24 protein-coding genes are annotated in these 25623 nt (G+C 62.2%); 7 read left to right on the top strand and 17 right to left on the bottom strand.

From position 1 onward, the window contains the following. Positions 1-23: 23 nt before the first annotated feature. Positions 24-1253, top strand: a complete 1230-nt coding sequence (locus tag U862_RS0121445; RefSeq protein WP_025112290.1) for a nucleoside recognition domain-containing protein — start codon at positions 24-26, stop codon at positions 1251-1253. 120 nt (positions 1254-1373) lie between these two features. Here the strand turns inward: U862_RS0121445 and U862_RS0121440 are convergent, their stop codons facing one another. The 9 genes from U862_RS0121440 to U862_RS0121400 all read right to left on the bottom strand — a co-directional run bounded on the left by U862_RS0121440 (position 1374) and on the right by U862_RS0121400 (position 11748). After that, positions 1374-2003, bottom strand: a complete 630-nt coding sequence (locus tag U862_RS0121440; protein ID WP_025112289.1) for an ABC-type transport auxiliary lipoprotein family protein — start codon at positions 2001-2003, stop codon at positions 1374-1376. Further along, positions 2000-2938 carry an MlaD family protein gene (locus tag U862_RS0121435; RefSeq protein ID WP_025112288.1) on the bottom strand — a complete coding sequence of 313 codons (939 nt, stop codon included), beginning with the start codon at positions 2936-2938 and terminating at the stop codon, positions 2000-2002. The genes U862_RS0121440 and U862_RS0121435 overlap by 4 nt, the downstream gene beginning before the upstream one ends. Before the next feature lies 1 nt (position 2939). Continuing rightward, entirely contained in the window at positions 2940-3743 is an 804-nt protein-coding gene (locus tag U862_RS0121430) for an ABC transporter ATP-binding protein (RefSeq protein ID WP_007962720.1), read from the bottom strand. Then, positions 3740-4888 carry an ABC transporter permease gene (locus U862_RS0121425; RefSeq protein ID WP_025112287.1) on the bottom strand — a complete coding sequence of 383 codons (1149 nt, stop codon included), beginning with the start codon at positions 4886-4888 and terminating at the stop codon, positions 3740-3742. Before U862_RS0121425 ends, U862_RS0121430 begins: the two co-directional genes overlap by 4 nt. A gap of 55 nt (positions 4889-4943) precedes the next feature. Beyond that, on the bottom strand, positions 4944-5972 hold the full coding sequence (locus U862_RS0121420) for a DUF5924 family protein (RefSeq protein ID WP_025112286.1): 1029 nt from the start codon (positions 5970-5972) through the stop codon (positions 4944-4946). 103 nt (positions 5973-6075) lie between these two features. Continuing rightward, entirely contained in the window at positions 6076-7464 is a 1389-nt protein-coding gene (locus tag U862_RS0121415) for a pitrilysin family protein (RefSeq protein WP_025112285.1), read from the bottom strand. A 163-nt stretch (positions 7465-7627) separates the two neighbouring features. Next, positions 7628-9286: a Na/Pi cotransporter family protein gene (locus U862_RS0121410; protein ID WP_025112284.1), complete on the bottom strand. Its 1659-nt coding sequence runs from the start codon at positions 9284-9286 to the stop codon at positions 7628-7630. A 316-nt stretch (positions 9287-9602) separates the two neighbouring features. Then, positions 9603-10370 (bottom strand): TerC family protein, encoded by a 768-nt coding sequence (locus U862_RS0121405; protein ID WP_025112283.1) that lies wholly within the window; start codon positions 10368-10370, stop codon positions 9603-9605. A gap of 70 nt (positions 10371-10440) precedes the next feature. Continuing rightward, positions 10441-11748: a CitMHS family transporter gene (locus U862_RS0121400; protein WP_007954069.1), complete on the bottom strand. Its 1308-nt coding sequence runs from the start codon at positions 11746-11748 to the stop codon at positions 10441-10443. A 323-nt stretch (positions 11749-12071) separates the two neighbouring features. Here U862_RS0121400 and U862_RS0121395 point away from each other — a divergent pair, with 323 nt between their 5' ends. Next, the gene (locus U862_RS0121395) at positions 12072-12473 is read left to right on the top strand and encodes a GFA family protein (RefSeq protein ID WP_025112282.1); all 402 of its coding nucleotides are present in this window, start codon (positions 12072-12074) and stop codon (positions 12471-12473) included. A 16-nt stretch (positions 12474-12489) separates the two neighbouring features. Here the strand turns inward: U862_RS0121395 and U862_RS0121390 are convergent, their stop codons facing one another. Further along, positions 12490-12816, bottom strand: a complete 327-nt coding sequence (locus tag U862_RS0121390) for a DOPA 4,5-dioxygenase family protein (protein WP_025112281.1) — start codon at positions 12814-12816, stop codon at positions 12490-12492. 80 nt (positions 12817-12896) lie between these two features. Between U862_RS0121390 and U862_RS0121385 the strand changes: the two genes are divergently transcribed. Continuing rightward, complete coding sequence (locus U862_RS0121385) at positions 12897-13562, top strand: NAD(P)-dependent oxidoreductase (protein ID WP_025112280.1); 666 nt, start codon at positions 12897-12899, stop codon at positions 13560-13562. 8 nt (positions 13563-13570) lie between these two features. Here U862_RS0121385 and U862_RS0121380 read toward each other — a convergent pair whose 3' ends face one another. Then, entirely contained in the window at positions 13571-14521 is a 951-nt protein-coding gene (locus U862_RS0121380; protein ID WP_025112279.1) for a LysR family transcriptional regulator, read from the bottom strand. 114 nt (positions 14522-14635) lie between these two features. Between U862_RS0121380 and betC the strand changes: the two genes are divergently transcribed. The 3 genes from betC (at position 14636) to U862_RS0121365 (ending at position 18785) form a co-directional block, all read left to right on the top strand. Then, positions 14636-16150, top strand: coding sequence for a choline-sulfatase (gene betC / locus U862_RS0121375; RefSeq protein WP_025112278.1), 1515 nt, complete (start codon positions 14636-14638; stop codon positions 16148-16150). Between the two features lie 16 nt (positions 16151-16166). Beyond that, on the top strand, positions 16167-17087 hold the full coding sequence (gene choX / locus U862_RS0121370; protein ID WP_025112277.1) for a choline ABC transporter substrate-binding protein: 921 nt from the start codon (positions 16167-16169) through the stop codon (positions 17085-17087). A 129-nt stretch (positions 17088-17216) separates the two neighbouring features. Then, a complete protein-coding gene (locus U862_RS0121365; RefSeq protein ID WP_025112276.1) occupies positions 17217-18785 on the top strand; it encodes a SulP family inorganic anion transporter in 1569 nt (522 codons plus the stop codon). Between the two features lie 118 nt (positions 18786-18903). On the opposite strand, the gene aroE is transcribed toward U862_RS0121365, so the two are convergent. After that, positions 18904-19725, bottom strand: coding sequence for a shikimate dehydrogenase (gene aroE, locus U862_RS0121360; RefSeq protein WP_025112275.1), 822 nt, complete (start codon positions 19723-19725; stop codon positions 18904-18906). Positions 19726-19734: 9 nt separating this feature from the next. Further along, positions 19735-20649: an oxygen-dependent coproporphyrinogen oxidase gene (gene hemF, locus U862_RS0121355; RefSeq protein ID WP_025112274.1), complete on the bottom strand. Its 915-nt coding sequence runs from the start codon at positions 20647-20649 to the stop codon at positions 19735-19737. Between the two features lie 165 nt (positions 20650-20814). Here hemF and U862_RS0121350 point away from each other — a divergent pair, with 165 nt between their 5' ends. Continuing rightward, positions 20815-21792, top strand: coding sequence for an NADPH:quinone reductase (locus U862_RS0121350; protein ID WP_025112273.1), 978 nt, complete (start codon positions 20815-20817; stop codon positions 21790-21792). A gap of 64 nt (positions 21793-21856) precedes the next feature. Here U862_RS0121350 and U862_RS0121345 read toward each other — a convergent pair whose 3' ends face one another. From U862_RS0121345 to U862_RS0121330, 4 genes are all read right to left on the bottom strand, one after another. After that, positions 21857-22531: a hypothetical protein gene (locus U862_RS0121345; RefSeq protein WP_025112272.1), complete on the bottom strand. Its 675-nt coding sequence runs from the start codon at positions 22529-22531 to the stop codon at positions 21857-21859. Between the two features lie 239 nt (positions 22532-22770). After that, a complete protein-coding gene (locus U862_RS0121340; protein WP_025112271.1) occupies positions 22771-23328 on the bottom strand; it encodes an L-threonylcarbamoyladenylate synthase in 558 nt (185 codons plus the stop codon). A 55-nt stretch (positions 23329-23383) separates the two neighbouring features. Beyond that, a complete protein-coding gene (dprA, locus tag U862_RS0121335) occupies positions 23384-24484 on the bottom strand; it encodes a DNA-processing protein DprA (RefSeq protein ID WP_025112270.1) in 1101 nt (366 codons plus the stop codon). Between the two features lie 79 nt (positions 24485-24563). Continuing rightward, positions 24564-25589, bottom strand: a complete 1026-nt coding sequence (locus U862_RS0121330) for a LysM peptidoglycan-binding domain-containing protein (protein WP_025112269.1) — start codon at positions 25587-25589, stop codon at positions 24564-24566. Positions 25590-25623 lie beyond the last annotated feature (34 nt).

Raw genomic sequence — 25623 nt, 5'->3', positions numbered from 1 at the left:
GCATCTTCCGGGGGATTTGACTGATGCTTAATGGCCTGTGGCTTGGCTTCTTTGTCGTGGCAGCAATATCTGCGCTGGTGCAGTGGCTGGTCGGCGGCAACGCCGGGATTTTCGCGGCGATGGTGGAAAGCATTTTTGCCATGGCCAAGCTGTCGGTCGAGGTGATGGTACTGCTGTTCGGCACCCTGACCCTGTGGCTGGGCTTTCTGCGCATTGCCGAGAAAGCCGGGATCGTCGAGTGGCTGGCCAAGGTCCTCGGGCCGCTGTTCCTGCGGCTGATGCCGGAAGTCCCGGCCGGGCACCCGGCGCTGGGCCTGATCACCCTCAACTTCGCCGCCAATGGCCTCGGGCTGGACAACGCCGCCACACCGATCGGCCTCAAGGCGATGAAGGCGCTGCAGGAACTCAACCCCAGCGCGACCATCGCCAGCAACGCGCAGATCCTGTTCCTGGTGCTCAACGCCTCGTCGCTGACCCTGCTGCCGGTGACGATCTTCATGTACCGCGCCCAGCAAGGTGCGCCGGACCCGACCCTGGTGTTCCTGCCGATTCTGCTGGCGACCAGTTGCTCGACCATCGTCGGCTTCCTCTCGGTGGCGTTCATGCAGCGCCTGCGCATCTGGGACCCAGTGGTGCTGGCCTACCTGATCCCGGGGGCGCTGATCCTTGGCGGCTTCATGGCGCTGCTGGCGACGATGTCGGCCACGGCGCTGGCCGGGCTGTCGTCGATCCTCGGTAACCTCACGCTGTTCGGCCTGATCATGCTGTTCCTGGTGATTGGCGCGTTACGCAAGGTCAAGGTCTACGAGGCCTTTGTCGAGGGCGCCAAAGAGGGCTTCGACGTCGCCAAAAACCTGCTGCCGTATCTGGTGGCGATGCTCTGCGCCATCGGCGTGCTGCGCGCCTCCGGGGCGCTGGACTTTGGTCTGGATGGTATCCGCCATCTGGTGCAATGGGCCGGGTGGGACACACGCTTCGTCGATGCGTTGCCAACGGCGATGGTCAAACCGTTTTCCGGCAGCGCCGCGCGGGCAATGCTGATCGAGACCATGAAGACCTCGGGCGTCGACAGTTTCCCGTCGCTGGTGGCGGCGACGATTCAGGGCAGTACCGAGACCACGTTCTATGTGCTGGCGGTGTATTTCGGCGCAGTGGGGATTCAGCGGGCGCGGCATGCGGTGGGGTGTGCGTTGCTGGCGGAGCTGGCCGGCGTGCTCGGCGCGATTGGCGTCTGCTACTGGTTCTTCGGTTAACCACAAATCAAAATGTGGGAGCGGGCTTGCTCGCGAAGAGGGCGTGTCAGTCGATCAATACATTGACTGACACACCGCCTTCGCGAGCAAGCCCGCTCCCACAGGGGTTATGCATAAGGTTTAAGGTCTGGGTTGTGGGGCGAGTTTCTGGCCTTGCTGAACGGCCCACGCCACGACTTTCGCAGTAAGGCGATCACTGGCCTGTCCAAACCCCGCAACCACCGCCGGCACCTGCACATCGCTCAGTGGCTGGCGCTCTTCGAAGCGCTGGCTGGCGAGAATCTTCTGGTCATAGCCGCGCACCAACAACGCATCGACCCGCACCACGACGCTGGCCTGATTGCCCTGGTACTCGGTCTGAAACGCCTGCAAGCTGCCGCCCAGCTCCAGATCCGCCGCAAAATTGCTGTCATCGGTACTGAGCAACGTCACCCGGCCATCACGCGCAAAGCCATCGAGCAGCCGATTGCGTACCAGCACCGGCGCCGGATCGCTCCAGCGCGACGCCTTGTAGCTGCTGATCACGTCACCCTGTGCAATCACCGCGATGTTCGGCCGGTTCAGCGCTTCGCTGGCCTGCAATTTGTTCAACCGCAGCGACCAGTGCTGAATCGCGGCCGAACCGGCCGAGGCGGGCGCCTGAGTCGATGGCAGGCGGTACACATCCGACGGCTCGGCCTTGGGCAGAATCGAGCACGAGCAGAGCAGCGTCAGGCTGGCGGCGAAGAGGGCGAGGCGAGTCAGCTTCATGGCGTGAACTCCTTGTTCTTGTCACTGCCCAGCAGGTAACCGCTGGGGTTGGCCTCCAGGCGTTGAGAAATGGCGCGCAGCGAGGTCAGGGTTTCGCGCAGTTCGCGGATGGCCGGGGCCAGGCCGTTGAGGCCCTGCATGCCGTTGTCGAGGGAGTTCTGGTTCTTGCTCAGCAGGCCGTTGATGGTGGCGCTGCTCTGCTCCAGCGACTTCATCGCCTGCTCGGCACTGCCCAGCGCCTGTTTGCCTTGATCGTTGAGCAGGCCGTTGGCGTTGCGCATCAGCAGCGATGTCTGTTCGAGCATGCTGCCGGCCTGTTTGCCGACGCTCGCCAGTTGCTGCATGGCCTGGCGCAGGTCGCCGCGCTGATCGTTGATCGAGCCGGTGGTCTGCTCAAGATGCGCCAGGGTGTTGCTGACGCGTTCGACGTTCTCCGGGGAGAACATCTGGTTGGCATTGCTCAGCAGCGCGGTGATGCCGCTCATCAAGTCGTTGCTGTCGTTGAGCAGGCGCGAGATAGGCGAGGGCGCCGCGACGATGGTCGGCAGTTCGCCGTCATGCCCGCGCAATTTCGGACTCTGCGGGGTGCCGCCGCTGAGCTGGATGATCGAGGTCCCGGTGATCCCGGCCAAGGCCAGCTTGGCCTGGGTATCTTCCTTGACCGGGGTGTCGCCGCCCAGGCGAATCCGCGCCAATACCCGCCGAGGGTCTTTCGGATCGAGGCGCAGGCTGACCACGTCGCCGACCTTGATCCCGCTGTACTGCACCGGGCTGCCCTTGGACAGGCCGCTGACCGCCTCGTTGAAGACGATTTCGTAATCCTTGAACTCGGTGTCGACGCTGGACTTGGCCAGCCACAGGCCGAAGAGCAGGGCGCCCGCCACGACAATCACTGAGAACAGGCCGATCAACACATGATGGGCTCGGGTTTCCATGTCAGACCTCGTTAAGCAATTTGGCGGCGTCCAGCGCCGAGCGGCCGCGCGGGCCGTGGAAGTATTCGTGAATCCACGCGTCATCGGTTTCCGAGACCACGTCGATCGGACCGGCGACCAGCACCTTCTTCTGCGCCAGCACCGCCACACGGTCGGTGATGGTGTAGAGCGTATCGAGGTCGTGGGTCACCAGAAACACGCTCAGGCCCAGCGCGTCGCGCAGGGTCAGGATCAGTTGATCGAACGCCGCCGCGCCAATCGGATCGAGGCCGGCGGTGGGTTCGTCGAGAAACAGGATGTCCGGATCCAGCGCCAGCGCCCGGGCCAGTGCAGCGCGCTTGATCATCCCGCCGGACAGCGAGGCCGGGTATTTGTCGGCCGCCGACAGCGGCAGCCCGGCCAGCGCCAGTTTCACCGCCGCCAGATGCTCGGCGTCGTTGCGGCTCAGGCCGGCGTGTTCGATCAGCGGCAGGGCGACGTTCTCGGTCACCGTCAGCGAGGAGAACAGCGCGCCTTTCTGGAACAGCACGCCGAAGCGTCGCTCGACCAGCGAGCGCTCGTGTTCGGACAGGCTCGGCAGATTCTGGCCGAACACCTTCACATTACCTTCGCTGGGCCGACGCAAACCGACAATGCTGCGCAGCAGCACCGATTTGCCGCTGCCGGAGCCGCCGACCACGGCGAGGATTTCGCCTTTGTACAAGTCCAGATCGAGGTTCTCGTGCACGCTCTGGCTGCCAAAGCGATTGCACAGGCCACGGACTTCGATCACCGCCTCCGAGGGCGCGCGGGGTAGACGACTCACCAGCCCATCTCCATGAAGAACAGCGCAGCCACCGCATCGAGCACGATCACCACGAAAATCGACTGCACCACGGCGGACGTGGTGTGCGCGCCGACCGACTCGGCGCTGCCACTGACCTTGAAGCCCTCCAGGCAACCAATCGTCGCGATCAGGAAAGCAAAGATCGGCGCCTTCACCAGGCCGACCAGAAAGTGCTGGATACCGATGTCGCTTTGCAGCAGCGAGAGGAACATCGCCGGCGAAATCCCCAACGACACCGCACACACCACGCCACCGCCGATGATCCCGCAGAGCATCGCCAGAAACGTCAGCATCGGCAGCGCCACCAGCATCGCCAGCACGCGCGGCACCACCAGCAGCTCCATCGGGTCGAGGCCCAGGGTGCGGATCGCGTCGATCTCCTCGTTGGCCTTCATCGAGCCGATCTGCGCAGTGAATGCGCTGGCAGTGCGGCCAGCCATCAGGATCGCCGTGAGCAACACGCCAAACTCGCGCAGAAACGAGAAGCCCACCAGGTCCACGGTAAAGATCGTCGCGCCGAAGCTGGCCAGCACCGTCGCACCGAGAAACGCCACCACCGCGCCGACCAGAAAGGTCAGCAGCGCCACGATCGGCGCAGCGTCGAGGCCGGTCTGTTCGATGTGCGCAACGACTGGCGTGACCCGCCAGCGCTTGGGCCGGAACAGGTTGCGGGCGATGGTTTCGAGGATCAGGCCGATGAAACCCAACACCTGCAGAGTGTCCTGCCAGACCGTTTCCACCGCGCGTCCGATGCGGGTCAGCAGTTGCACACTGACGCTGACTTCCGGCTCCTTGATCGGCACGCAGAAGTCAGTCAGCGAGCGATACACGGTTTGCAGCAACGCGCGGTCAGCCTGGGAGATCGAGCAGTCGGGATGTTCGGCGGATTTGCCCAGACGCTCGGCACCCAGCAGCTCCACCAGCAGGGAAGCGCCCGCGGTGTCGAGGGCACCAAGGCTATTGAGGTCAACGACGGTATTGGCGTCGTACTGGCCGTGGAGTTGTTCGGTCAGGTGCTTGAGTTCGGCGTAATGGGCAAGCGTCCAGTCCCCGGACACCCGCAGGCGGGCAGGGCTGAGCGACGTGTCCAGTCGGGCATTACCGGTCATCGAGCTGCTGGTCATAAGCTCCGTGCTTGTTCGGCTAAATACGCAGGCATACGTAATAGCACGAACCGGATTACTTTTCTTTGATCGCTGTGCTGTCCGTCACTTCGAATCGCAGCACGCCAATCACCTGGCCGTCCTCGGTCAGGACTCGCACCTGCCACTTGCCCACCGGATTGGCGGGGAAGTTCTGCTTGTGCGTCCAGGCCCGGTAGCCTTCCTTGCGCCCGCCATGGATATCGAGGGCGATGCGGTCGACTTCCTGACCGTTGAACTGCCACACGTGATAAATGCGCTCATCCAGCCCGCGCGGCGCGTTGATTGCGGTGTAAGCGTACAGCCCGCCGTTGCGGATCTGCTCGGCGCTGACCTCGTCGAGACTGGCGCCGGGGGTGCGGTCCTGCAACTGGGTACTGATCGCCACGTCGGTCATCCATAGCGTGGCCGGCGGCACCCACGAGCGCAGGGTCCAGCCGACCGCGCCGATACCGACGGTGATGCACAGGATCGCCAGCGCGTTGCGCACAGTGCGGATCGGGAAGATCGACGCCAGGCTCGGGAACGACAACACCACCGCCGTGCCCAGCGCCCATTTGAAACTCTGCGCGGTGGTCAGGTGCATGATCACCGGCAACGCGGTGAGCAGGGCGGCGAACAGGGTCAGGGTGTGCAGTGCGAGAAACGCCCAGCGCCGTGGCGCCAGCCATTTGTAGTAGAGCGGGTCGACAATCGAGATCAGCGCGGCGATGCACAGCAGGCCGGTGAAGATCAGTTGCCCGCTGTTCCAGGTGGTGGTGATGAAGAAGAACGGCAGAACGAAAAACAGGCTTTCCTGGTGGATCATCTGCGTCGCGTAGCGCAGCAGCGGCTGCGGAATTTCCCGCTTGAAGATACGCGTGAACAACCCGGTCAGGGTGTTTTCCAGCATCAGCCAGAGCCAGCTGAGCAGCATGATGATGGTGATCCAGCTCGCCAGGCCTTGCTGGCGATCGACCAGAATGAAACTGCCGACCCCGGAGATGAAACCGCCAAGCGCAATGACCCCGGGGTAGCGCTTCATCAGTTCGAGAATGCGCTGGATCAGGAGGGGTATTTTCGGCATGTGGACGGTTCACGACTGGAGAGGAAAAAACCCCGACAGAGTACCGTCCGCCGGGCGACGTGGCGAGGCTCCCGGTCAGTAAGTCAGCACAGATTCCACAGGTTCAGTGTTTGGCTGGCTTGCGGCGGTGCAGGCGCCAACCCACCAGGATGAGCAGCACGACGCCCAATCCGCCCGCCACCAGCCACAACACCTCATCATCACTGAGCAACGGCTTCTCGACCCGCAGATACCCCGGCTGCAACAGCAACTCGCGCATGGCCTTGTTCGCCGTGTCCAGCGTCACGCCTTGCAGCTCCCGGGCAGGGTTGGCAAAGCGGCCATCTTCGTAATCGCCCAGCGCGCTCCAGTAGTAATCGGCCATCGCGCTGTTGCCTTGCACCGCCCAGGCCTGATGGGCGATGGCGGCCTGTTTGATCCGGGCGAAGGTGTCGGGGTCGAGGCCGTTTTTTAGCAGGTCGGCCTTGAGGTCTTCCAGCACCTGCTTGGCTTCGGCAAGGTCATCGCGATCCACGTCGGCATTGAGGCTCATGAAGCCGACCCCGCCAAACACTTCGCGCTCGGCCCATGGCCCGTAGGACAAGCCGTGGTTCAGGCGAATCTGTCGGTACAGCGCCCAGTCGAGATAGTCCTTGAGAATGTCGAAAGTCTCGTCGTACTGATCGTCGAGCATCGGCTCCGGCACCAGCCAGTGCAGCTTGGCGCTGTCGCCGATGAAGCCACGGGTGAGGGTGCGTTCATGGGCCGCGCTGGTGCGGATGTCCGGCAGCTCACGGTGCTCGGCCGGGTCGACTGCTTCGAGTGCACCCCAGGTGCGTTCCAGATAGGCCGGCAGCAGTTTGTCGAGCTCGCCGACGACGATCAGGGTCATGTTGTTCGGCGCGTACCAGGTCTTGCGTACCTTCTCCAGTTGCTGCTGGGTCAAGTGACCGACCTCGGCCCGTTGCGGGCATTTCAGGCCCAGCTCCACCGCCAGTTGGTTGCTCGCGGTGTGACCCAGATCCTGACGGTCGAGAAAGCGCTGCAGGCGCGTGTAATGGCCGCCGTCCTCACGCTCGACCACGCGTTTGGCAGCGCTTATCGCATTGTCGTCGATGCGGGTCTGGGTCAGCAGGCCGAGCAGCAGGTCGAGGACCTTGCGCTGGTTCTTCGCCGGGGCTTCGATGACGAACGTGGTGTCGGCGTTGCTGGTGAACGCGTTCCACTCGCCGCCCAACGCCTGCATGCGCTCCTCAAGGCCGCCTTCGCCGGTGGCATCGATACCGCTGAACAGCAGGTGCTCGAGCAGGTGCGGCAGCTCTTTTTCATCGCAGTCGAAATCGTCGAGGCCGACGCCCACCACCAGGCGGATCGCCACATGCCCGCGTTCGGTGCCGGGCTTGAGCAATAGCTGCAAACCGTTGGGCAGCGCATAGCCTTCGACCTGAAATCGATCAACGGCGAAGGCGGGCAGGGAACCGAGCAACAGACAGGCGAACAACAGGCAACGCATAACAGGCTTCCGTACGGCTGATTTGGAGATCCGTGTCGCTATTCAGACCGCTTTCGCGAGCAGGCTCGCTCCCACCTCGAAATTCAGTCCCTGTGGGAGCGAGCCTGCTCGCGAATATCTTGCGGCTGAATCAATGGTACTGACTGACCTCAGCCACAGACGTTCAAGGCGAATGCGTAATGTCGGCAATATCATCCGCTTCCAGCGCCCCGGTATCCGCCGTTTCCAGCACCACATAAGCACTGCTGCAAAACAGCGAATTCAAGCGCTTCATATCCGCAATCAGCTCAAGGTGCAGCGAACTGGTTTCCAGACTCTGCACGATCTTACGTTGCAAACGGCTGACATGGGCATGGGCCAAACGGCGTTCCTGTGCGCGGAAGCGACGTTTTTCGCGCAGCAACTGACGGGCGCTTTCCTTGTCGCCGCTGAGAAACACCGACAGCCCCAGCCGCAGGTTGGCGATCAGTTGCTGATGCAGCCCGGCCAGTTCCTCCAGGCCGTCCTCGGAGAACGAGCGCCGTTGCGAGGTTTTCTGCTGCTGCACCTTGCGCAGCATGCGTTCGATCAGGTCGCTGGCCAGTTTCAGGTTGATCGCCAGCTCAATGGTCTCTGCCCAGCGCCGACTGTCCTGCTCGCCGAGATCCTCGCGCGGCATTTGCGCCAGATACAGCTTGATCGCGCTGTACAGTGCTTCGACATCATCGGTCATGCGGCGCATTTCGAGGGTGACCGATGTCTGCTTGCCGCGCAGCACATCGAGCGTGGCATCGAGCATGTTGTCGATCAGGTCGCCCATGCGCAGGGTCTCGCGAGCGGCGTTTGCCAGTGCCAGACTCGGTGTGACCAGCGCTGTCGGGTCCAGATGCCGGGGTTTGGCGGTGCCATTGACCTCCGGACGCTCCGGCAGCAGCCAGGCACACAGCCGCGCCATCGGCCCGACACTCGGCAACAGGATCAGGCAACGCGCGGTGTTGTAGAGCAGGTGGAAGCCGATGACCATTTCCTGCGGGCTGAAATCGAGGCTGTCGATCCAGTGCACCGGCGGATCGAGTACCGGAATGATCAACAGCAGGCCGATCAGTTTGTACAGCAGGCTGCCCAACGCCACTTGCCGCCCGGCCGCGTTCTGCATGCTGGTGCTCATGAACGCCAGCACGCCGCTGCCGATGTTGGCGCCAATCACCAGACCGATCGCCACCGGCAGGCTGATCACACTGGCGCCGGCCAGCGTGGCGGTCAGCAGCACGGCGGCGAGGCTGGAGTACGAGATCATTGCGAACAGCGCGCCCACCAGGGCATCGAGCAGGATGTCACCGGTCAGCGAGGCGAAGATGACTTTCACCCCTTGGGCGTGGGTGATCGGTGCGGCGGCTTCGACGATCAGTTGCAGCGCGAGAATGATCAGCCCCAGACCGATCGCCACCCGGCCCATCTGGCCGAGCCGCGTCTGTTTGCGCGACAGGAAGAAAATCACCCCGAGAAAAATCAGCAGCGGCGACAGCCACGACAGGTCGAACGTCAGCACCCGCGCCATCAGCGCAGTACCGACGTCGGCGCCGAGCATGGTCGCCAGCGCCGGGGTCAGCGCCATCAAGCCCTGGCCGACGAAGGAGGTGACGAGCATGGCGGTGGCGTTGCTGCTCTGGACCATCGCGGTCACGACGATACCGGCCACGAACGCGAGCCAGCGTTTGGACATATTCTGGCCAATCACATGGCGCAGGTTAGTGCCGTACACCCGCAGGATGCCGGTTCGGACGATGTGCGTGCCCCAGATCAGCAGGGCCACGGCAGAAAGCAGATTGAGCAGGGTGAGCATGCAGACCCCCTGTAGTTGCAGCGCCCCAGAGGAGCAAGTTGACGGTACCGCGCGGTTTCTACGTTTTTGATACTTAAGCTGTAGTTGGCTAACGGTCTGGGCGCCAGCATTGCACAGCTAAACAGTGGATTGAAACAAAAGCGTCATGAAAAACACTTCAGCCGAACACCCGGAATGAACCCGATCCGGCAACACCACAAAACAATGTGGGAGCGGGCTTGCTCGCGAAAGCGGTGGGTCAGTCAACCTCATCGTCGACTGATCCCGCGTCTTCGCGAGCAAGCCCGCTCCCACAAGGGTGTTGCGGATTACCGGATTACTGCCCCGGGATGTCCTTGCGCAGCTTCACCGGGTCTTGCTGTTTTTTCTTCTTGGCGATCGCGGTGCGCATCTTGATGTTGATCGCTTCCACCGCCAGTGAGAACGCCATGGCGAAGTAGACGTAACCCTTCGGTACATGCACGTCGAACGACTCGGCAATCAGCACGGTACCGACCACCAGCAGGAACGACAGCGCCAGCATCTTCAGCGACGGGTGCTTGTCGATGAATTCGCTGATCTTGCCCGAGGCCAGCATCATCACCAGCACCGCGACGACGATCGCCGCCACCATTACCGGCACGTGGGACACCATGCCGACAGCGGTGATCACCGAGTCCAGCGAGAACACGATGTCGATGATCGCGATCTGGATGATGGTGTAGAGGAAGTTGCCGCCCTTGCCCGAAGGCTCGTCGCCACTTTCGTCTTCGCCTTCCAGCGCGTGGTACATCTCCTGCGAGCTCTTCCACAACAGGAACAGGCCACCGAAGAACAGGATCAGGTCGCGACCGGAAATGCCCTGGCCGAACACCACGAACAGGTCGGCCGTCAGGCGCATGACCCAGGTGATCGACAGCAGCAACAGGATTCGCGTGATCATCGCCAGACCAAGCCCGAAGATCCGCGTGCGCTGCTGCATATGCTTGGGCATGCGGCTGACCAGGATCGAAATCATGATGATGTTATCGATGCCCAGAACGATTTCCAGGGCGGTCAGGGTAAAGAAGGCAACCCAGATTTCGGGGTTGGTCAGCCAATCCATGTGTATTCCTTTGAGCGAGTGTTAAACCCTGACGCCAGCAAGCAGCTGGCGTCAGGGTGAGTTAATGCCGTTACAACGTGCTGAACAGCGGGAAAGTCCCCAGCAGCAAGGCGGCCACCAGTATGCACAGGCAGACCAGCACTGCCCACTTCAGGGTGAAACGCTGGTGATCACCGAATTCGATACCGGCCAACGCCACCAGCAGGTAAGTCGACGGAACCAGTGGACTCAGCAGGTGGACGGGCTGACCGACGATCGAGGCACGGGCCATTTCCACCGCGGTGATGCCGTAATGGCTGGCCGCTTCGGAGAGCACCGGCAACACGCCGTAGTAGAACGCGTCGTTCGACATGAAGAAGGTGAACGGCATGCTCACCAGCGCCGTGATGACCGCCAGGTACGGGCCGAGGAAGTCCGGAATCACCGCCAGCAGACTTTTCGACATGGCGTCGACCATGCCGGTTCCGGACAGGATACCGGTGAAGATGCCCGCAGCGAAGATCAGACTGACCACCGACAGCACGCTGCCGGCGTGGGCCGCAACGCGGTCCTTCTGCATTTGCAGGCACGGGTAGTTGACGATCATCGCGATGCTGAACGCCACCATGAACAGCACCGGCAGTGGCAGCAGGCCGGCGATCAGGGTGCACATCAGCGCCAGGGTCAGCAGGCCGTTGAACCAGATCAGCTTCGGACGACGGGCATCCGGGAACTGCGACACGCTGATTTCGCTGTGGTCGATCTCATCGCCGATCAGGTGCAGTTCACCCAGACGCGCACGTTCACGTTTGCCGTAGAAGTAGGCAATGATCAGGATCGCCACCACACCGGCGGCCATCGCCGGGATCATCGGCACGAAGATGTCCGACGGATCGACATGCAGCGCACTCGCGGCACGGGCGGTCGGGCCGCCCCATGGGGTCATGTTCATCACGCCACCGGCGAGGATGATCAGACCGGCCATGATTCGCGGGCTCATGCCGATGCGGCTGTACAGCGGCAGCATGGCGGCCACGCAGATCATGTAAGTGGTCGCGCCGTCACCATCCAGGGAAACGACGAGCGCCAGCACGGCGGTACCGACCGAAACTTTCAACGGGTCGCCCTTGACCAGTTTGAGGATTTTGCGCACGGCCGGGTCGAACAGGCCGGAGTCGATCATCAGGGCGAAGTACAGAATGGCGAACATCAGCATCACGCCGGTCGGCGCGAGCTTGGTGATGCCTTCGAGCATCATCGGGCCGATCTTCGGTGCAAAGCCACCGAACAGGGCGAACAGAATCGGGATGATGATCAGGGCGATCAGCGCAGACAGGCGCTTGGTCATGATCAGGAACATGAACGTGATGACCATGGCAAAGCCAAGGAAAGTCAGCATGGGAATACTCCAGGCGTAGCGCGGCGAGTGAAGTGAGCGGATCGGACGGGATCAGCGCAGAACGGGAAGCACGAGGCGTACGGGCGGAGTTGGAGCGAGGAGGCGGGTTACAGAGGACATCAGAATCACCATTGTTGTTGTTAATTGGGCCTGTCGTGCGAGCGATCACACGCATCGGCCAACCGGTCTGTTGCCGGTAGTGGCGGCGATCCTAATCGGGCAACCTTTCAGCTACCTTTCGCTGAAGAAAGCGTGGGGCGAATGGTCAACCGGCCGTCGGATGCGGCTAGAGTCAATCAATTCGGGGACGGGAGGGCGCGGACATGGGTGTATTGCACAACGGTGGCTGCCACTGCGGACACATTCGCTATCAGTTCAGCGGGACTTTACGTGACATCGCCCACTGCCATTGTTCGATCTGCCGCAAGGTCAGCGGTGGCATCGTCACCACGTGGATCACGCTGCCAGCGGCCAGCTTCCACTGGCTGGCCGGCACGCCTTCGCGTTATGACTCGTCGAGCAGCTGCGCGCGTTACTTCTGTGCGCAGTGCGGCGCGCAGCTGGCGCTGGTGACCCTGCTCAGCCCCGAGAGCATCGATGTGACCATCGCCACGCTGGATCACCCGGAGCACGCAGCGGCCGAGCGGCATATCTGGACCGACAGCCAACTGCCGTGGCTGCACCTGGACGAGCATCTGCCGGGTGAACCGCAAGAAACCCTGTAGGTTTACAAAAGCCTGATCAAAAAACAGACAGCTCCAGCGGGCGTATCGCGCCCATCCAGATCGCATGCTCGGTGTGGTCGAGCAAATCATCGCCAGTGTCCGGGTGCAGGAACACCACCAGTCCCTTGCGATTGAGCGCCAGCCACGGCAGCACCTCGCCAATCAGCTCCGGGCCGAAGGCCAGTTGGCAGCTCCAGTCCGGGTGCGGGCCGACCGGGCGTTCGTGCATCCGGCCCATCTTCAAGGCAAATGTCTGCGCGGCCTGTTCGCACAGGGCCCGGGCCTGGGCGATGGTGCTGGCGTCGTAATAGATATGGGCGTGGTAGCCCTTGATCGTGTGCATGTTGCAAGCCTCTGAATCGATTCGAACCCTCGCCGTTTCCTGTGGGTCACACGCCATATGACAGGAACAGGAGCTCAGCCATGAAAAATGCCGAAACCCCGACGGTGAAAGTGGTGCTGTATGGTGCCATGGCCAGCCTCGGCGGCGCGTTGATGGCTGAATTGCTGCGCAGGCAGCACGAAGTCATCGCGATTCTCGACGATTTGAACGTGCTCGCGCCACGTCCCGGCCTGCGTACCAAAAGCGGCGATCTGTTCGACGCCGAGCGGGTCAAGCAAAGCGTCGCGGGAAGCTCGGCGGTGATTTGCCTGCTGGACGCGCCGGGCTTGCCGTTCAGCAGCGACCATGTGGAGCGCTCCGTGGTGCTCGGACCGGTGGAACAGGTGCTGGCGGTCGATGCGTTGGTCGACGGCTTACAGGCGGCCAACGTGCCACGGCTGTTTCTGGTGGGGAATTTTGCCGTCCTCGATGAACCGGATCTGGACGACGGGCTGCAACGCCACGCCGCCGAAGAAATCCACGAAGCCCTGCAAAGCAGCCCACTGCAATGGACACTGGTGAACGCGCCCCATGGTGTAGCGGGGCTGACCATTGAGCATTTCAGCCAGGTCGGCGGCAATCTCGAGCCGGGGCTGGCAGAGCCGCTGGAACGGTTGAACCGGGTCGCGGTGGGGATTGCCGATGAGCTGCGGCTGAATCTGCATGTGGGGCAGCATGTGAATTTTGTCGCCGCCTCGGGTACGTAAAAAGCCAATCAAATCGCAATCGAAGGCAACGCCACGCTTGTCAGGGATTCGGCGCTGCTGGCCTGCTCGGCCATCAACCAGTCGACAAACTGTTGAATCAACGCACCACGGCGTTTGCGTTGCGGCAGCACCACGTAATAACCCAGACGCGACAGAGTGGTCTCGGCGATGGGCCGGCACAGCAACCCCTGAGTCAGCAAGTTATCCACAAGGTGACGCCAGCCGATGGCGACGCCCTGACCGCCAATCGCTGCTTGAATCAGCAGCGTGTAATTGTCGAAACGCAATTGCCCCGGTGCCGGCGGGGTAGTGATGCCCAGTTCGCGAAACAGTCCGCTCCAGTCGAACCAGTTGCTGCTGTTTTCACCGCGCAGGTGCAGCAGCGGAAATTCCAGCAACGCCTGGGCGGGCAGGGGCAGGGGCCGGTTCTTGAGCAATTGCGGGCTGCACACTGGAAACACTTCCTCACTGAACAGCCAATGGCTTTCGCCCTGTTTGAAGCGTCCGTCGCCAAACAGCACCGCAACATCGATGTCGGTGCGCAGCATGTTGTGGTTGCGCTCGCTGGTCACCAGGCTGACATCGACCTGCGGATTGGCTTCATGAAAGCGGTGCAGGCGCGGCATCAGCCAATACGCGGCAAAGGCGAAGTCGGTGGCGACCTGCAATACCTCATGCTGTTGTTGTGTGCTGATTGCGCTCAATCCTGCATCGATATTCTGCAAACCGAGCTGAACCTGCTCGAACAGAATTGTCCCGCCGTCGGTCAGTTCAATGCCCCGGTAGATCCGGTCGAACAGCCGCGCGCCCAATTGCTCTTCCAGACGCTTGATCTGTTGGCTGATGGCCGGTTGCGTGGTGCCCAGTTCTACCGCCGCCGCAGTAAAACTGCGATGGCGCGCCGCCGCCTCGAAGGCGCGCAACAGGTCGAGCGACAGGTTTCCGAGGGCGTCATACATAAGCTGTGCTTATCCTAGTCATTGTCCGGCGCGGGCTTTACCGGACTGGGCATGGGCTCCATGCTCGATCGCAGCAATGTCGCATAAATATTCACTATGGAATGCCGCGATCACATGAAGCGCAAGAACATTCTTTTCATCATGGCCGATCAAATGGCCGCGCCAATGTTGCCGATCTACGGCCCGTCGCCGATCAAACTGCCGAATCTTTCGCGCCTCGCCGCCCAAGGCGTGGTGTTCGATGCCGCTTACTGCAACAGCCCGTTATGCGCGCCGTCGCGTTTCACCCTGGTCAGCGGCCAATTGCCGAGCAAGATCGGCGCGTACGACAACGCCGCCGATTTCCCCGCCGACATTCCCACTTACGCTCACTACCTGCGCCGCCTCGGCTATCGCACCGCGCTGTCGGGCAAAATGCATTTCTGCGGCCCGGATCAACTGCACGGCTATGAAGAACGCCTGACCAGCGACATCTACCCGGCCGACTACGGCTGGGCGGTGAACTGGGACGAACCGGACGTGCGCCCAAGCTGGTACCACAACATGTCATCGGTGCTGCAGGCCGGGCCGTGCGTGCGCACCAACCAGCTGGATTTCGATGAAGAGGTGGTGTTCAAGGCCCAGCAATACCTGTTCGACCACATTCGCGAGGACGGCGACCAGCCGTTCTGCCTGACCGTGTCGATGACTCACCCACATGACCCGTACACGATTCCCAAGGCGTTCTGGGATTTGTATGACGACGGCGACATCCCATTGCCGACAACCCCGGATCAACATTCCCTCGATCCACACTCGCAACGCCTGCTCAAGGTCTATGACCTGTGGGACAAGCCGCTGCCTGTGGCCAAGGTTCGCGATGCACGCCGTGCCTATTTCGGCGCTTGCAGCTATATCGACGCCAACGTCGGCAAACTCCTGCAAACCCTCGAAGATACCGGGCTGATCGACAACACCATCATCGTTTTCTCCGGCGACCACGGCGACATGCTCGGCGAGAAGGGCCTCTGGTACAAAATGCACTGGTTCGAGATGGCCGCGCGGGTGCCGCTGTTGATCAGTGCACCGGGGCAGTTCGCGGCCGGTCGGGTCAGCGCCGCAGTGTCCACCGCCGACCTGTTGCCGACCTTCGTCGAGCTGGCCGGCGGTAGCCTGGAACCGGGCCTGCCGCTGGATGGGCGTTCACTGGTGACGCATCTGCAAGGGCAGGGCGGCCACAACGAAGTGTTCGGCGAATACATGGCCGAAGGCACGGTCAGCCCGCTGATGATGATCCGTCGCGGCGCGTACAAATTTATCTACAGCGAAAGCGACCCTTGCCTACTCTTCGATGTGCACAACGATCCCCGTGAGCTCGAAGAACTCAGCCAGTCGCCGCAACATCGCCAGCTGTTCGACGACTTTCTCGCCGAAGCACGGGCCAAGTGGGACATTCCGGCAATCCACCGCGATGTGCTCGCCAGCCAGCGCCGCCGCCGCTTCGTCGCCCAGTCGCTGAGCCTCGGCAAGCTGAAGAGCTGGGACCACCAGCCGCTGGTAGACGCCAGTCAGCAGTACATGCGCAACCACATCGACCTCGACGATCTGGAGCGCAAGGCCCGTTATCCACAACCCTGCCAAAACCAATAATGTTAAGGGGAAGTCCATGCGCAAGTTATCCACAGCACTGACGATCGGCCTGTTGGCCCTGGGCAGTGCCTCGGCCTTCGCCGAGCAAAGCTGCGAAACGGTGAAGATGGCCGATCCGGGCTGGAGCGACATCGCCGCGACCAACGCCATCGCCGGTTTTTTGCTGGACGGCATGGGCTACAAGGCCAAGGTCGACACCCTCGCGGTACCGATTACCTTCGGCGGCTTGAAGGACGGCCAGGTGGATGTGTTCCTCGGTAACTGGATGCCGGCCCAGCAGGGCTTTTACGACAAGTTCGTCGCCACTGGCGACGTGACGCAACTGGCGAAGAACCTCGACGGCACCGAGTTCACTCTGGCGGTACCGGACTACGTATGGGACGCCGGCGTGCACGATTTTGCCGACCTGAACAAATACGCCGACAAATTCGAGAAGAAGATCTACGGCATCGGCTCGGGTGCGCCAGCGAACATCTCGCTGCAGGAGATCATCAAGAAGAACGACTTCGACCTCGGGCAATGGAAGCTGATCGAGTCCAGCGAACAGGCGATGCTCGCCGAAGTCTCGCGGGCCGTTAAGAAACAGAAATTCGTCACCTTCCTCGGCTGGACCCCACACCCGATGAACGTGCAGTTGAAGATGCATTACCTGAAGGGCGGCGAGAAATACTTTGGCGACACCGGCAGCGTGTTCACGTTAACGCGCAAAGGCTACGCCGAAGCCTGTCCGAATGTGGGCAAGTTGCTGAGCAATCTTGCGTTCACTCAGGAAATGGAGAACAGCATCATGGCTGAGGTGGTGAACAAAAAGGTCAGCAATGCCGATGCGGCGAAGGCGTGGATCAAGGCCAATCCGGCGGTGCTGGACAAGTGGCTGGACGGGGTGAAGACCGTGGATGGCAAGGATGCGTTGCCTGCGGTGAAGGCCAAGCTCTGATCCAGCAAAGAGGAGCGCCTCACAGATATCTCTGTGGAAGCGGGCTTGCTCCGGGCGGCATTCGCGAGCAAGCCCGCTCCCACAAGTTTTACCCTGTTAAGCTTTCGCAAAACTCAACCGCGAGGACCCATGGCCCTGCCCAGTCGCCGCTCACTCTTGCCCTTCCTGACCTGGCTACCCCGGCAAACCCGCGCCAGCGTCGGACGGGATCTTGTCGTTGGCCTCAGCGGTGCAATTCTCGCCTTACCGCAGTCGATCGCCTACGCGCTGATCGCCGGTCTGCCACCGGAATACGGCCTCTACGCCGCGATCATTCCGGTGTTGATCGCCTGCCTGTGGGGATCGTCGTGGCACCTGATCTGCGGCCCGACGGCGGCGATTTCGATTGTGCTCTACGCCAGCGTCAGCCCCTTGGCCGTGCCGGCCTCCCAGGATTACATCACCCTCATTCTGCTGCTGACCTTTCTTGCCGGGATCTTCCAGTGGCTGCTGGGGTTGCTGCGCTTCGGCGCCCTGGTGAATTTCGTCTCGCATTCAGTGGTACTGGGGTTCACCCTCGGCGCGGCGGTGGTGATTGCCATCGGCCAGTTGCCCAATCTGCTGGGACTGGATCTGCCGGCAAAAGCCACGGCACTGGCCAGCCTGATGGATCTGCTGCAACACCTGCGAGCTGTGGATAGACCTTCTTTGCTACTCGGCGTCGCGACGGTGGTGGTCGGTGTGGTATTGAGACGACTGCTGCCCCGCTGGCCGACCCTGTTGATAACCCTGGTGCTGGGCAGTGCGGTGGTGTGGTTATGGCCGTCGATGTTCGGCCACGTGCACCGGGTCAGCGCCTTTGTCGGGCGTTTGCCGCCGTTCAGTGGCTTGCCGCTGGATCTGGATCTGATTCTGCGTTTGCTGCCGAGCGCGGTGGCGGTGGGCATGCTCGGGCTGGTCACCAGCCTGTCGATTGCCCGCTCGATTGCAGCGCGTTCGCAGCAGTTGCTCGACGCCAATCAGGAGGTTCGCGCGCAGGGTTTATCGAATATCGTCGGGGCGTTCTTTTCCGGATCGCTGTCGGCCGGCTCGTTCACCCGTTCAGGCCTGAGTTATGAGGCAGGCGCCTGTTCGCCGCTGGCCGGGGTGTTTTCGGCGATCTGGGTCGCCTTATTCGCGATGTTCGGCGCCGGACTGATTGCGCACATCCCGATTCCGGCCATGGCCGGCAGCATTCTGTTGATCGCATGGGGGCTGGTGGATCATCGCGGGATCCGCTCGTTGCTGCGGGTCAGCCGCGCCGAGTTCGTGGTCATGGCGCTGACGTGCCTCGCCACCCTGTTGCTGGAATTGCAGACGGCCATCTATGCCGGGGTGCTGGCGTCGCTGTTCTTCTACCTCAAGCGTACTTCGCAACCACGGGTGCAACATTGGCGCGATGGCGAGGACGATGTGCTGCGGGTCGGCGGCTCGATCTTTTTCGGCGCCAGCCATTACCTGCAAGTGCGTTTGCAACGACTGCACGGCGCGCGGGTGGTGATCGAGGCGCAGCAGATCAACTTCATCGATTATTCGGGAGTGGAGATGCTGCACCAGGAGGCCCGGCGTCTGCTGCGCCAGGATCGCAGCCTGACCCTGCGCCGCGCACGGCCGCAGGTGGTGGAGGAGTTGAGGAAGCTGGAAGGGGCTGAGAAATGTCCGATCCGGTTTGAGGATTGATCCCACAAACACTGCATACCTCTGCAGGAGTGAGCCTGCTCGCGAAAGCGGTCTGTCTGACACATCATTGCTGGATGTGCTGCCGTCTTCGCGAGCAGGCTCGCTCCCACAGGGCTATTTATTGGGCGAGTTGGCGACGTAGCTCGGCCAGTACCGGCGCCGTGTCCGGACGCACTGCGCGCCACAGGAAAAACGCCTCAGCCGCCTGCTCGGCCAGCATCCCCAAGCCGTCCATCGACACCGCCGCACCATGCTCACTGGTCCAGCGGCAGAACGCGGTCGGTTCCTTGCCGTACATCATGTCGTAGCACAGGGTCTGGCCCGTCTCGATCAGGCTCGGTGCAATCGGCGGCACCTCGCCGCTGAGGCTGGCGGAGGTGGCGTTGATGATCACGTCCACCGGTTCGCGCAGCCAGTCGAAACCACTGGCCGACACCGGCCCCAGATCGCAGAACAACTCGGCCAGCAGCTCGGCCTTGTCCACCGTACGGTTGGCGATGATCACCGACGCCGGTTTTTCCGCCAGCAACGGCTCCAATGCCCCGCGCACCGCACCACCGGCACCGAGCAGGAGGATGCGTTTGCCGGTCAGGCTGAACCCGGCGTTCACCGTCAGGTCGCGCACCAGTCCGGCGCCGTCGGTGTTGTCACCGAGCAACGAACCGTCGGCCAGTTTGCTCAAGGTGTTCACCGCACCGGCCCGTTGCGCCCGGGCGGTCAGGCTGTTCGCCAGGCGGTAGGCGTCTTCCTTGAACGGCACGGTGACGTTGGCGCCGCGACCTTCCAGGAAGAACGCCGTGGCGCAGCCGGTAAAATCGTCGAGTGGCGCCAGCAGAGTGCTGTAGTCGAGGCTCTGCCCGGTTTGCTCGGCGAACAGTTTATGAATCATCGGCGACTTGCTGTGGCCAATCGGGTTACCGAAAACAACGTAACGATCCATCAACAGTCCTCAGGCCTGGGCCAGCCAGTCGCGGTCTTGCAGGAAATAGTCGGTCAGGCGCGCCTCTTCGCTGCCGGGCTCGGCTTTGAAGTCGTAGGCCCAGCGCACTTGTGGCGGCAGCGACATGAGGATCGACTCGGTACGCCCACCCGACTGCAGGCCGAACAATGTGCCACGGTCATAAACCAGGTTGAACTCGACGTAGCGGCCACGGCGGAACTCCTGGAATTCACGCTGCTTGGCGCTGAACGCATCATGCTTGCGCCGCTGCACGATGGGCAGGTACGCGTCGATGTAGGCGTCGCCGATGGCGCGCATAAAGGCGAAACTGGTGTCGAAGTCCCACTCGTTCAGGTCATCGAAGAACAGGCCGCCGATACCGCGTGGTTCGTGGCGATGCTTGATGTGGAAGTAGGTGTCGCACCAGGCCTTGTAACGCGGATAGACGTCCGGCCCGAACGGCGCGCAGGCCTGCTCGGCGACGCGGTGCCAGTGGATGCAGTCTTCTTCGTTGCCGTAATACGGAGTCAGGTCGAAGCCACCGCCGAACCACCAGACCGGCTCTTCACCTTCCTTTTCGGCGATGAAAAAGCGCACGTTGGCGTGGGAGGTCGGCACGTGCGGGTTGTGCGGGTGAATCACCAGCGACACGCCGAGGGCTTCGAAGCCACGTCCGGCCAGTTCCGGGCGATGGGCGCTGGCCGAGGGTGGCAGACCGCTGCCGAACACATGGGAAAAGTTGACGCCGCCCTTTTCGATCACCGTGCCGTTTTCGATCACGCGAGTGCGACCGCCACCGCCGGCAGGCCGGGCCCAGGCGTCTTCGACGAAGCGCGTGCCGCCGTCCTCGGTTTCCAGTGCGGCGCAGATGCGGTCTTGCAGGTCGAGCAGATAGGCCTTTACGGCGTCGGTGCGGGTCGTCATGGCTTCACCTTGGATCAGGGCATAGCTACGCGGGCGCCCCGCAGGCGGGGGGTCGGCGCAAATGGGCGCGTAGCATAACACCGCAGACCCGAGCGCCGCAGTTGACGAAGATCAAGCAGGGGAGTTGGATAGGGGGCTCTCAAACGACCCAAGGAGAGCAGGCAGATGGCAAAGCGTATCCAGTTCCGCGCCCATGGCGGTCCCGAAGTGCTCGAGTATGTCGACTATCAACCCGCCGCGCCCGGCCCGAATCAGGTACGGGTGGCGAACAAGGCGATCGGCTTGAACTTCATCGACACCTATTTCCGCAGCGGTCTGTATGCCCCGCCAGCCTTGCCGTCCGGCCTGGGCGCTGAAGGCGCCGGCATCGTTGATGCGGTGGGCAGCGACGTCACCCGGTTCAAGGTCGGTGATCGCGTCGCGTACGGCAGTGGCCCGCTGGGCGCCTACAGCGAGTTGCACGTCCTGCCCGAGGCCAATCTGGTGAAGCTGCCGGACGAGATCAGCTTCGAAACCGCCGCCGGGGTCATGCTCAAGGGTCTGACCGTGCAATACCTGCTGCGCCAGACCTATGAACTCAAGGGTGGTGAAACCATTCTGTTCCACGCCGCTGCCGGGGGCGTCGGTTCGCTGGCCTGCCAATGGGCCAAGGCACTGGGCGTGAAACTGATCGGTACCGTCAGTTCCAAGGAAAAGGCCGATCTGGCCAAGGCCAACGGCGCTTGGGCAACCATCGACTACAGCCACGAAAACGTTGCGCAGCGGGTGCTGGAGCTGACCGACGGCAAGAAAGTCCCGGTGGTCTACGACGGCGTCGGCAAGGACACCTGGCTGACGTCCCTCGACAGCGTGTCGCCACGTGGTCTGGTGGTGAGCTTCGGCAATGCCTCCGGCGCAGTGGACGGGGTCAATCTGGGGATTCTCTCGGCCAAGGGTTCGCTGTACGTGACCCGGCCGACCCTGGCGACCTACGCCAACAACGCCGAGAATCTGCAGCGCATGGCTGACGAGCTGTTCGAGATGATCATCAGCGGCAGGATCAAGGTCGACATCAGCCAGCGTTATCCGCTGGCTGATGCAGCGAAGGCGCAGACCGAATTGTCGGCGCGACGCACCACTGGCTCGACCATTCTGCTGCCCTGATACCTCGCTCGACGTCTTGCCAGTCGGGTTTCAAACCACGGCTGGCAAGACTGTTGGCGCGCGTTCAGAACCTCTGCGGATGACACGCCAACGGTTTTTGCACCAAGTGGCCCGCAGCCACCTGATCCGGTTGCTGAACCGCTGCAAGGATTTGCCGCCATTCGGCTGACAACGCCCAGTACTCACCGCGTGCGCGCTGTTCAATATGCAAGGGGTTGGAAGCGATCGGCATCAGGCCAAAACGCTGGTAAAGGCGCAGCTGTGGCGACCTGCACAACGCGGTCACACCCTGGTAGCCGTGTTTTATCGCCCACTCGGCAGCGGCCGCCAGCAGGCCGTTGACCGCGATGGGCAGCTGGTTGGGCGATTGCGCGATCAAGCGGCTGAACTCGACATGGCGTGATAACGCCACCGTGGGCGAAACATGTTGCTGCGCCAGCGATGCCCATTCGAACGGTGCCGGAGTCGCCCTCAATACCGCCAGCAGTTGCTCATGCCGATACAACAGAAAGTGAGTGCTGCGTGACCTTGTCGTCAGTCGCGTTTCGAGCATCCGCGCCCTCGAGGTCAGCATGTAATGCTGCAGCCGCAGCCGAAATTGCCGATCGATAAACCGATCGAATTCCTGGGTATCCGACCCCGCTTCAAGCATCACGATGCGGCAGCCTTCATGATGACTTTTCAGCGTCACCTGAAGCGCCTGCAGGTAATCCGTGAGTTGCAAATCCGTAGTGTCCATTCTTTCTCCGCAGACCTGACTTATCGAAGTGTTTCGAGTGCAGGGAAAGGATGGTTGCTTTTGACGATAGTGCCACGGAACGTGGTCTGATAATCAGGTGGGAAAAGTCAATGAATCCGAGCACTTGGCGACTTTTCCGACACGAGAAAAAGCGTTATTGCAGGAAAAATCGCAGGCACGCGTAGTACTCCTCGCCATCAAGCCGAGGAGTACTCACATTACCAACGTCTGAGGCCGAATCAGTCAGGACGAATGACGTTGCCGGTTGCCAGATCACGGATCACGCTGGGGTTCTTGCGCCCACCCAACTGCCCGCCGAGGATCAGATCGATCTGCCCGCGAAAATACTGCTCGACGCGCAATCGCGTGCGCGCCGCCGGGCGCCCCTGCGGGTTGGCCGAAGTCGAGATCAGCGGCCCGACCATCGAGCACAGATCCCGCACCTGCGGATGATCGCTGACCCGCAGTGCCACGGTGTCGTGCACGCCCGTCACCCACTCCGGCAACAGGTTCTGATGCGGCACCAGCCAGGTGTTCGGCCCCGGCCAGGTGCTGGCCATGCGGTCGATCCACTCTTGCGGGAAATCTTCGAACAGGAAGTCGAACTGGCGAATGTTGTCGGCGACCAGGATCAGGCCCTTATCCACCGAACGGTTCTTGATCGCCAACAGCCGATCCACCGCCTCTTCGTTCCACGGGTCGCAACCCAACCCCCAGACGGCTTCGGTTGGATAGGCAATCACCGCCCCGGCGCGAATCTCTCGTGCGGCTTGTTGCACACGCCAACTGTTGACCATGAAAAAACTCTCCGAAAACAGGTTTCGCGCAGTTTACCGATCTTCCCCGTAAAACCTAGCTCACCCGCGCAAACCAGCGGCCGTTTTCATTCACAGCCCGGCCCTCCATTTCCAGCTCGGTCAGCGCAGCCAGGACTGTGGGCAGCGCCCAGCCGCTGCTGTGGGCCAGCGCCTCAGTGGTCTGCGGCGCGGCATGCAGCAGGTCGAGCAAGGGCTGATCGGTGCTCGGCGTGTCTGTGGATAACGGCAGATGCTGCCAGCCGCGCAAGGCTTCGAGGATGTGTTCGATGGTTTCCACCAGCACCGCACCGTCGCGAATCAACTGGTGGCAGCCGCGCGCGCCGGGGTGATGAATCGAGCCGGGAATCGCATACACCTCGCGCCCCTGTTCCGCCGCCAGCCGTGCGGTGATCAGCGAACCGCTGGCAACGCTTGCCTCGACCACCAGCACCCCAAGGGACAAACCACTGATGATTCGGTTGCGCCGCGGGAAGTTGCTCGCACTCGGGCCGGCGTCCAGGGGAAACTCCGACAGCACCGCGCTGCCGGAGGCGATCATCGCGTCGGCCAGGCGTTGATTGCGCTGTGGATAAAATTTTTCCAGGCCGGTGCCGAGGACACCGACGGTTTGCCCGCCAACATCCAGCGCGGCCTGATGTGCAGCGGCATCAATGCCTAATGCCAGACCGCTGGTGATGACAAAACCGGCCCCGGCGAGGCTCCGGGAAAATGCCGCAGCGGTGTCCATCCCCGGGCGCGAAGCGCGGCGACTGCCAACCATCGCCAACTGCGGTTTTTCCAGAATCAGCGGATCGCCGGCCACGAACAGCAATGGCGGCGGGTCGGGAATTTGTGCCAGCAGCGCCGGATAATCCGCTTGATCCCACATCAGCAAATGCTGCTGCGGACGCTCTAGCCAGCGCAATGCATGGCTGGCGCCGTCGCGCACTTCAGGGCTGCGCCGCGCCTCGGCACACGCCGCCGGCAATCCCAGCGCACGCCAGGCACTGGCCGGCGCACTGATGGCTTTTGACGCCGATCCGAAGGCTTCGAGCAATTTGGCAAAGCGTTTCGGGCCGACATCCGGCAAACGGTGCAGGCGCAAACGCGCTTCCAGTTCCGCAGGGGAAACCGGCGTACAGGCAGACAGCATCATGGATCATCCTTGATCGTTATAAGTCCCGAACCATTCGGAACAAGCTGTGGATAACTCTGTTGGTAACTTGTTAAGCCTGCTAAGGGTTTCGCACCTTGTCGAGCACCGCCAGCGAGCGTGAAGCGTTGAGGACCAGGCCGTAACTCAGCTTGTCGTAGGTACGGAACACCATCAGCAGCCCGGCCCGTTCGTCCGGAATTTTCAGGGGCTGGCCAGTGATCCGGTCGCGCACGGTTTCCCCGGTTTTCATCACCACCAGCACATTGCCTTCGGCCAGGCCGTCGCGCTTGCCCTTGTTCAGCGTGACCACGTCCATCACGCCAATCTGCGTGACGCCGCGCGGCACGTCGATGATCAGGCCGTTGATGGTGCCAGCCGGGGCACTGGGCATGAACGTCGAGTTGATCGAGCGCTCTTCGCCGCTGAACAAGCGGTCGCCCAGCCGCACTTCCTGGGTGGTGCGTTGCAGGGCGAGGGTGGCGACGTCACCTTCGGTGGCGACGATTTCGCCGCCGCCGATGTCATCGGCGTTGATCCCCAGGAACTCCTTGGTCTGCGGGTCGGTGTAGACCTTGCCCTGGCGGAAGATGCCGTACACCGGCCGATTCGGGTCGAAGTGGCCACGGGCGAAGATCCGGTCGCCGGTGCCGCTGAGCACACGTTCGGCATCGCCGGCGACGATGTACGGCGCCTTGTCGAAATCCTCGACCTTGTCGACGATGCGGTTGCTCAACAGAAAACTGTTGATCGACTTGAGTGGAATGCTCGGAATCGCCTCGGCCACCGGGCTGGTGCGGATGCGCGGCGACAGTTTGATCGTGCCCCGTGACTCGCCACGGTTCAGGGTCAGTTGCGGCTGGCCGTTGACGTAGCTGAGCGTCAGCGTGTCGCCGGGGTAGATCAGGTTGGGGTTTTCGATCTGCGGGTTGGCCCGCCACAGCTGTGGCCACTGCCAGGGCTCGCGCAGGTATTTGCCGGAAATGTCCCAGAGGGTATCCCCCGAAACCACCGTGTATTGCTGTGGAAAACCATCCCTGAGTTGCACTTGCCCTTGTGCAGCACCGGCCGAGGCCAGAAGCAGCAGGGCGAGTAGTGTTTTCCTCATGCAGCGAATCCCTTTATCATGTGCGTTCGCGTGA

The sequence above is a fragment of the Pseudomonas sp. H1h genome (assembly GCF_000633255.1).
Classification (GTDB): domain Bacteria; phylum Pseudomonadota; class Gammaproteobacteria; order Pseudomonadales; family Pseudomonadaceae; genus Aquipseudomonas.
Note: the sequence above shows the minus strand (reverse complement) of the source record. Positions and strands in the feature narration are given on the sequence as shown.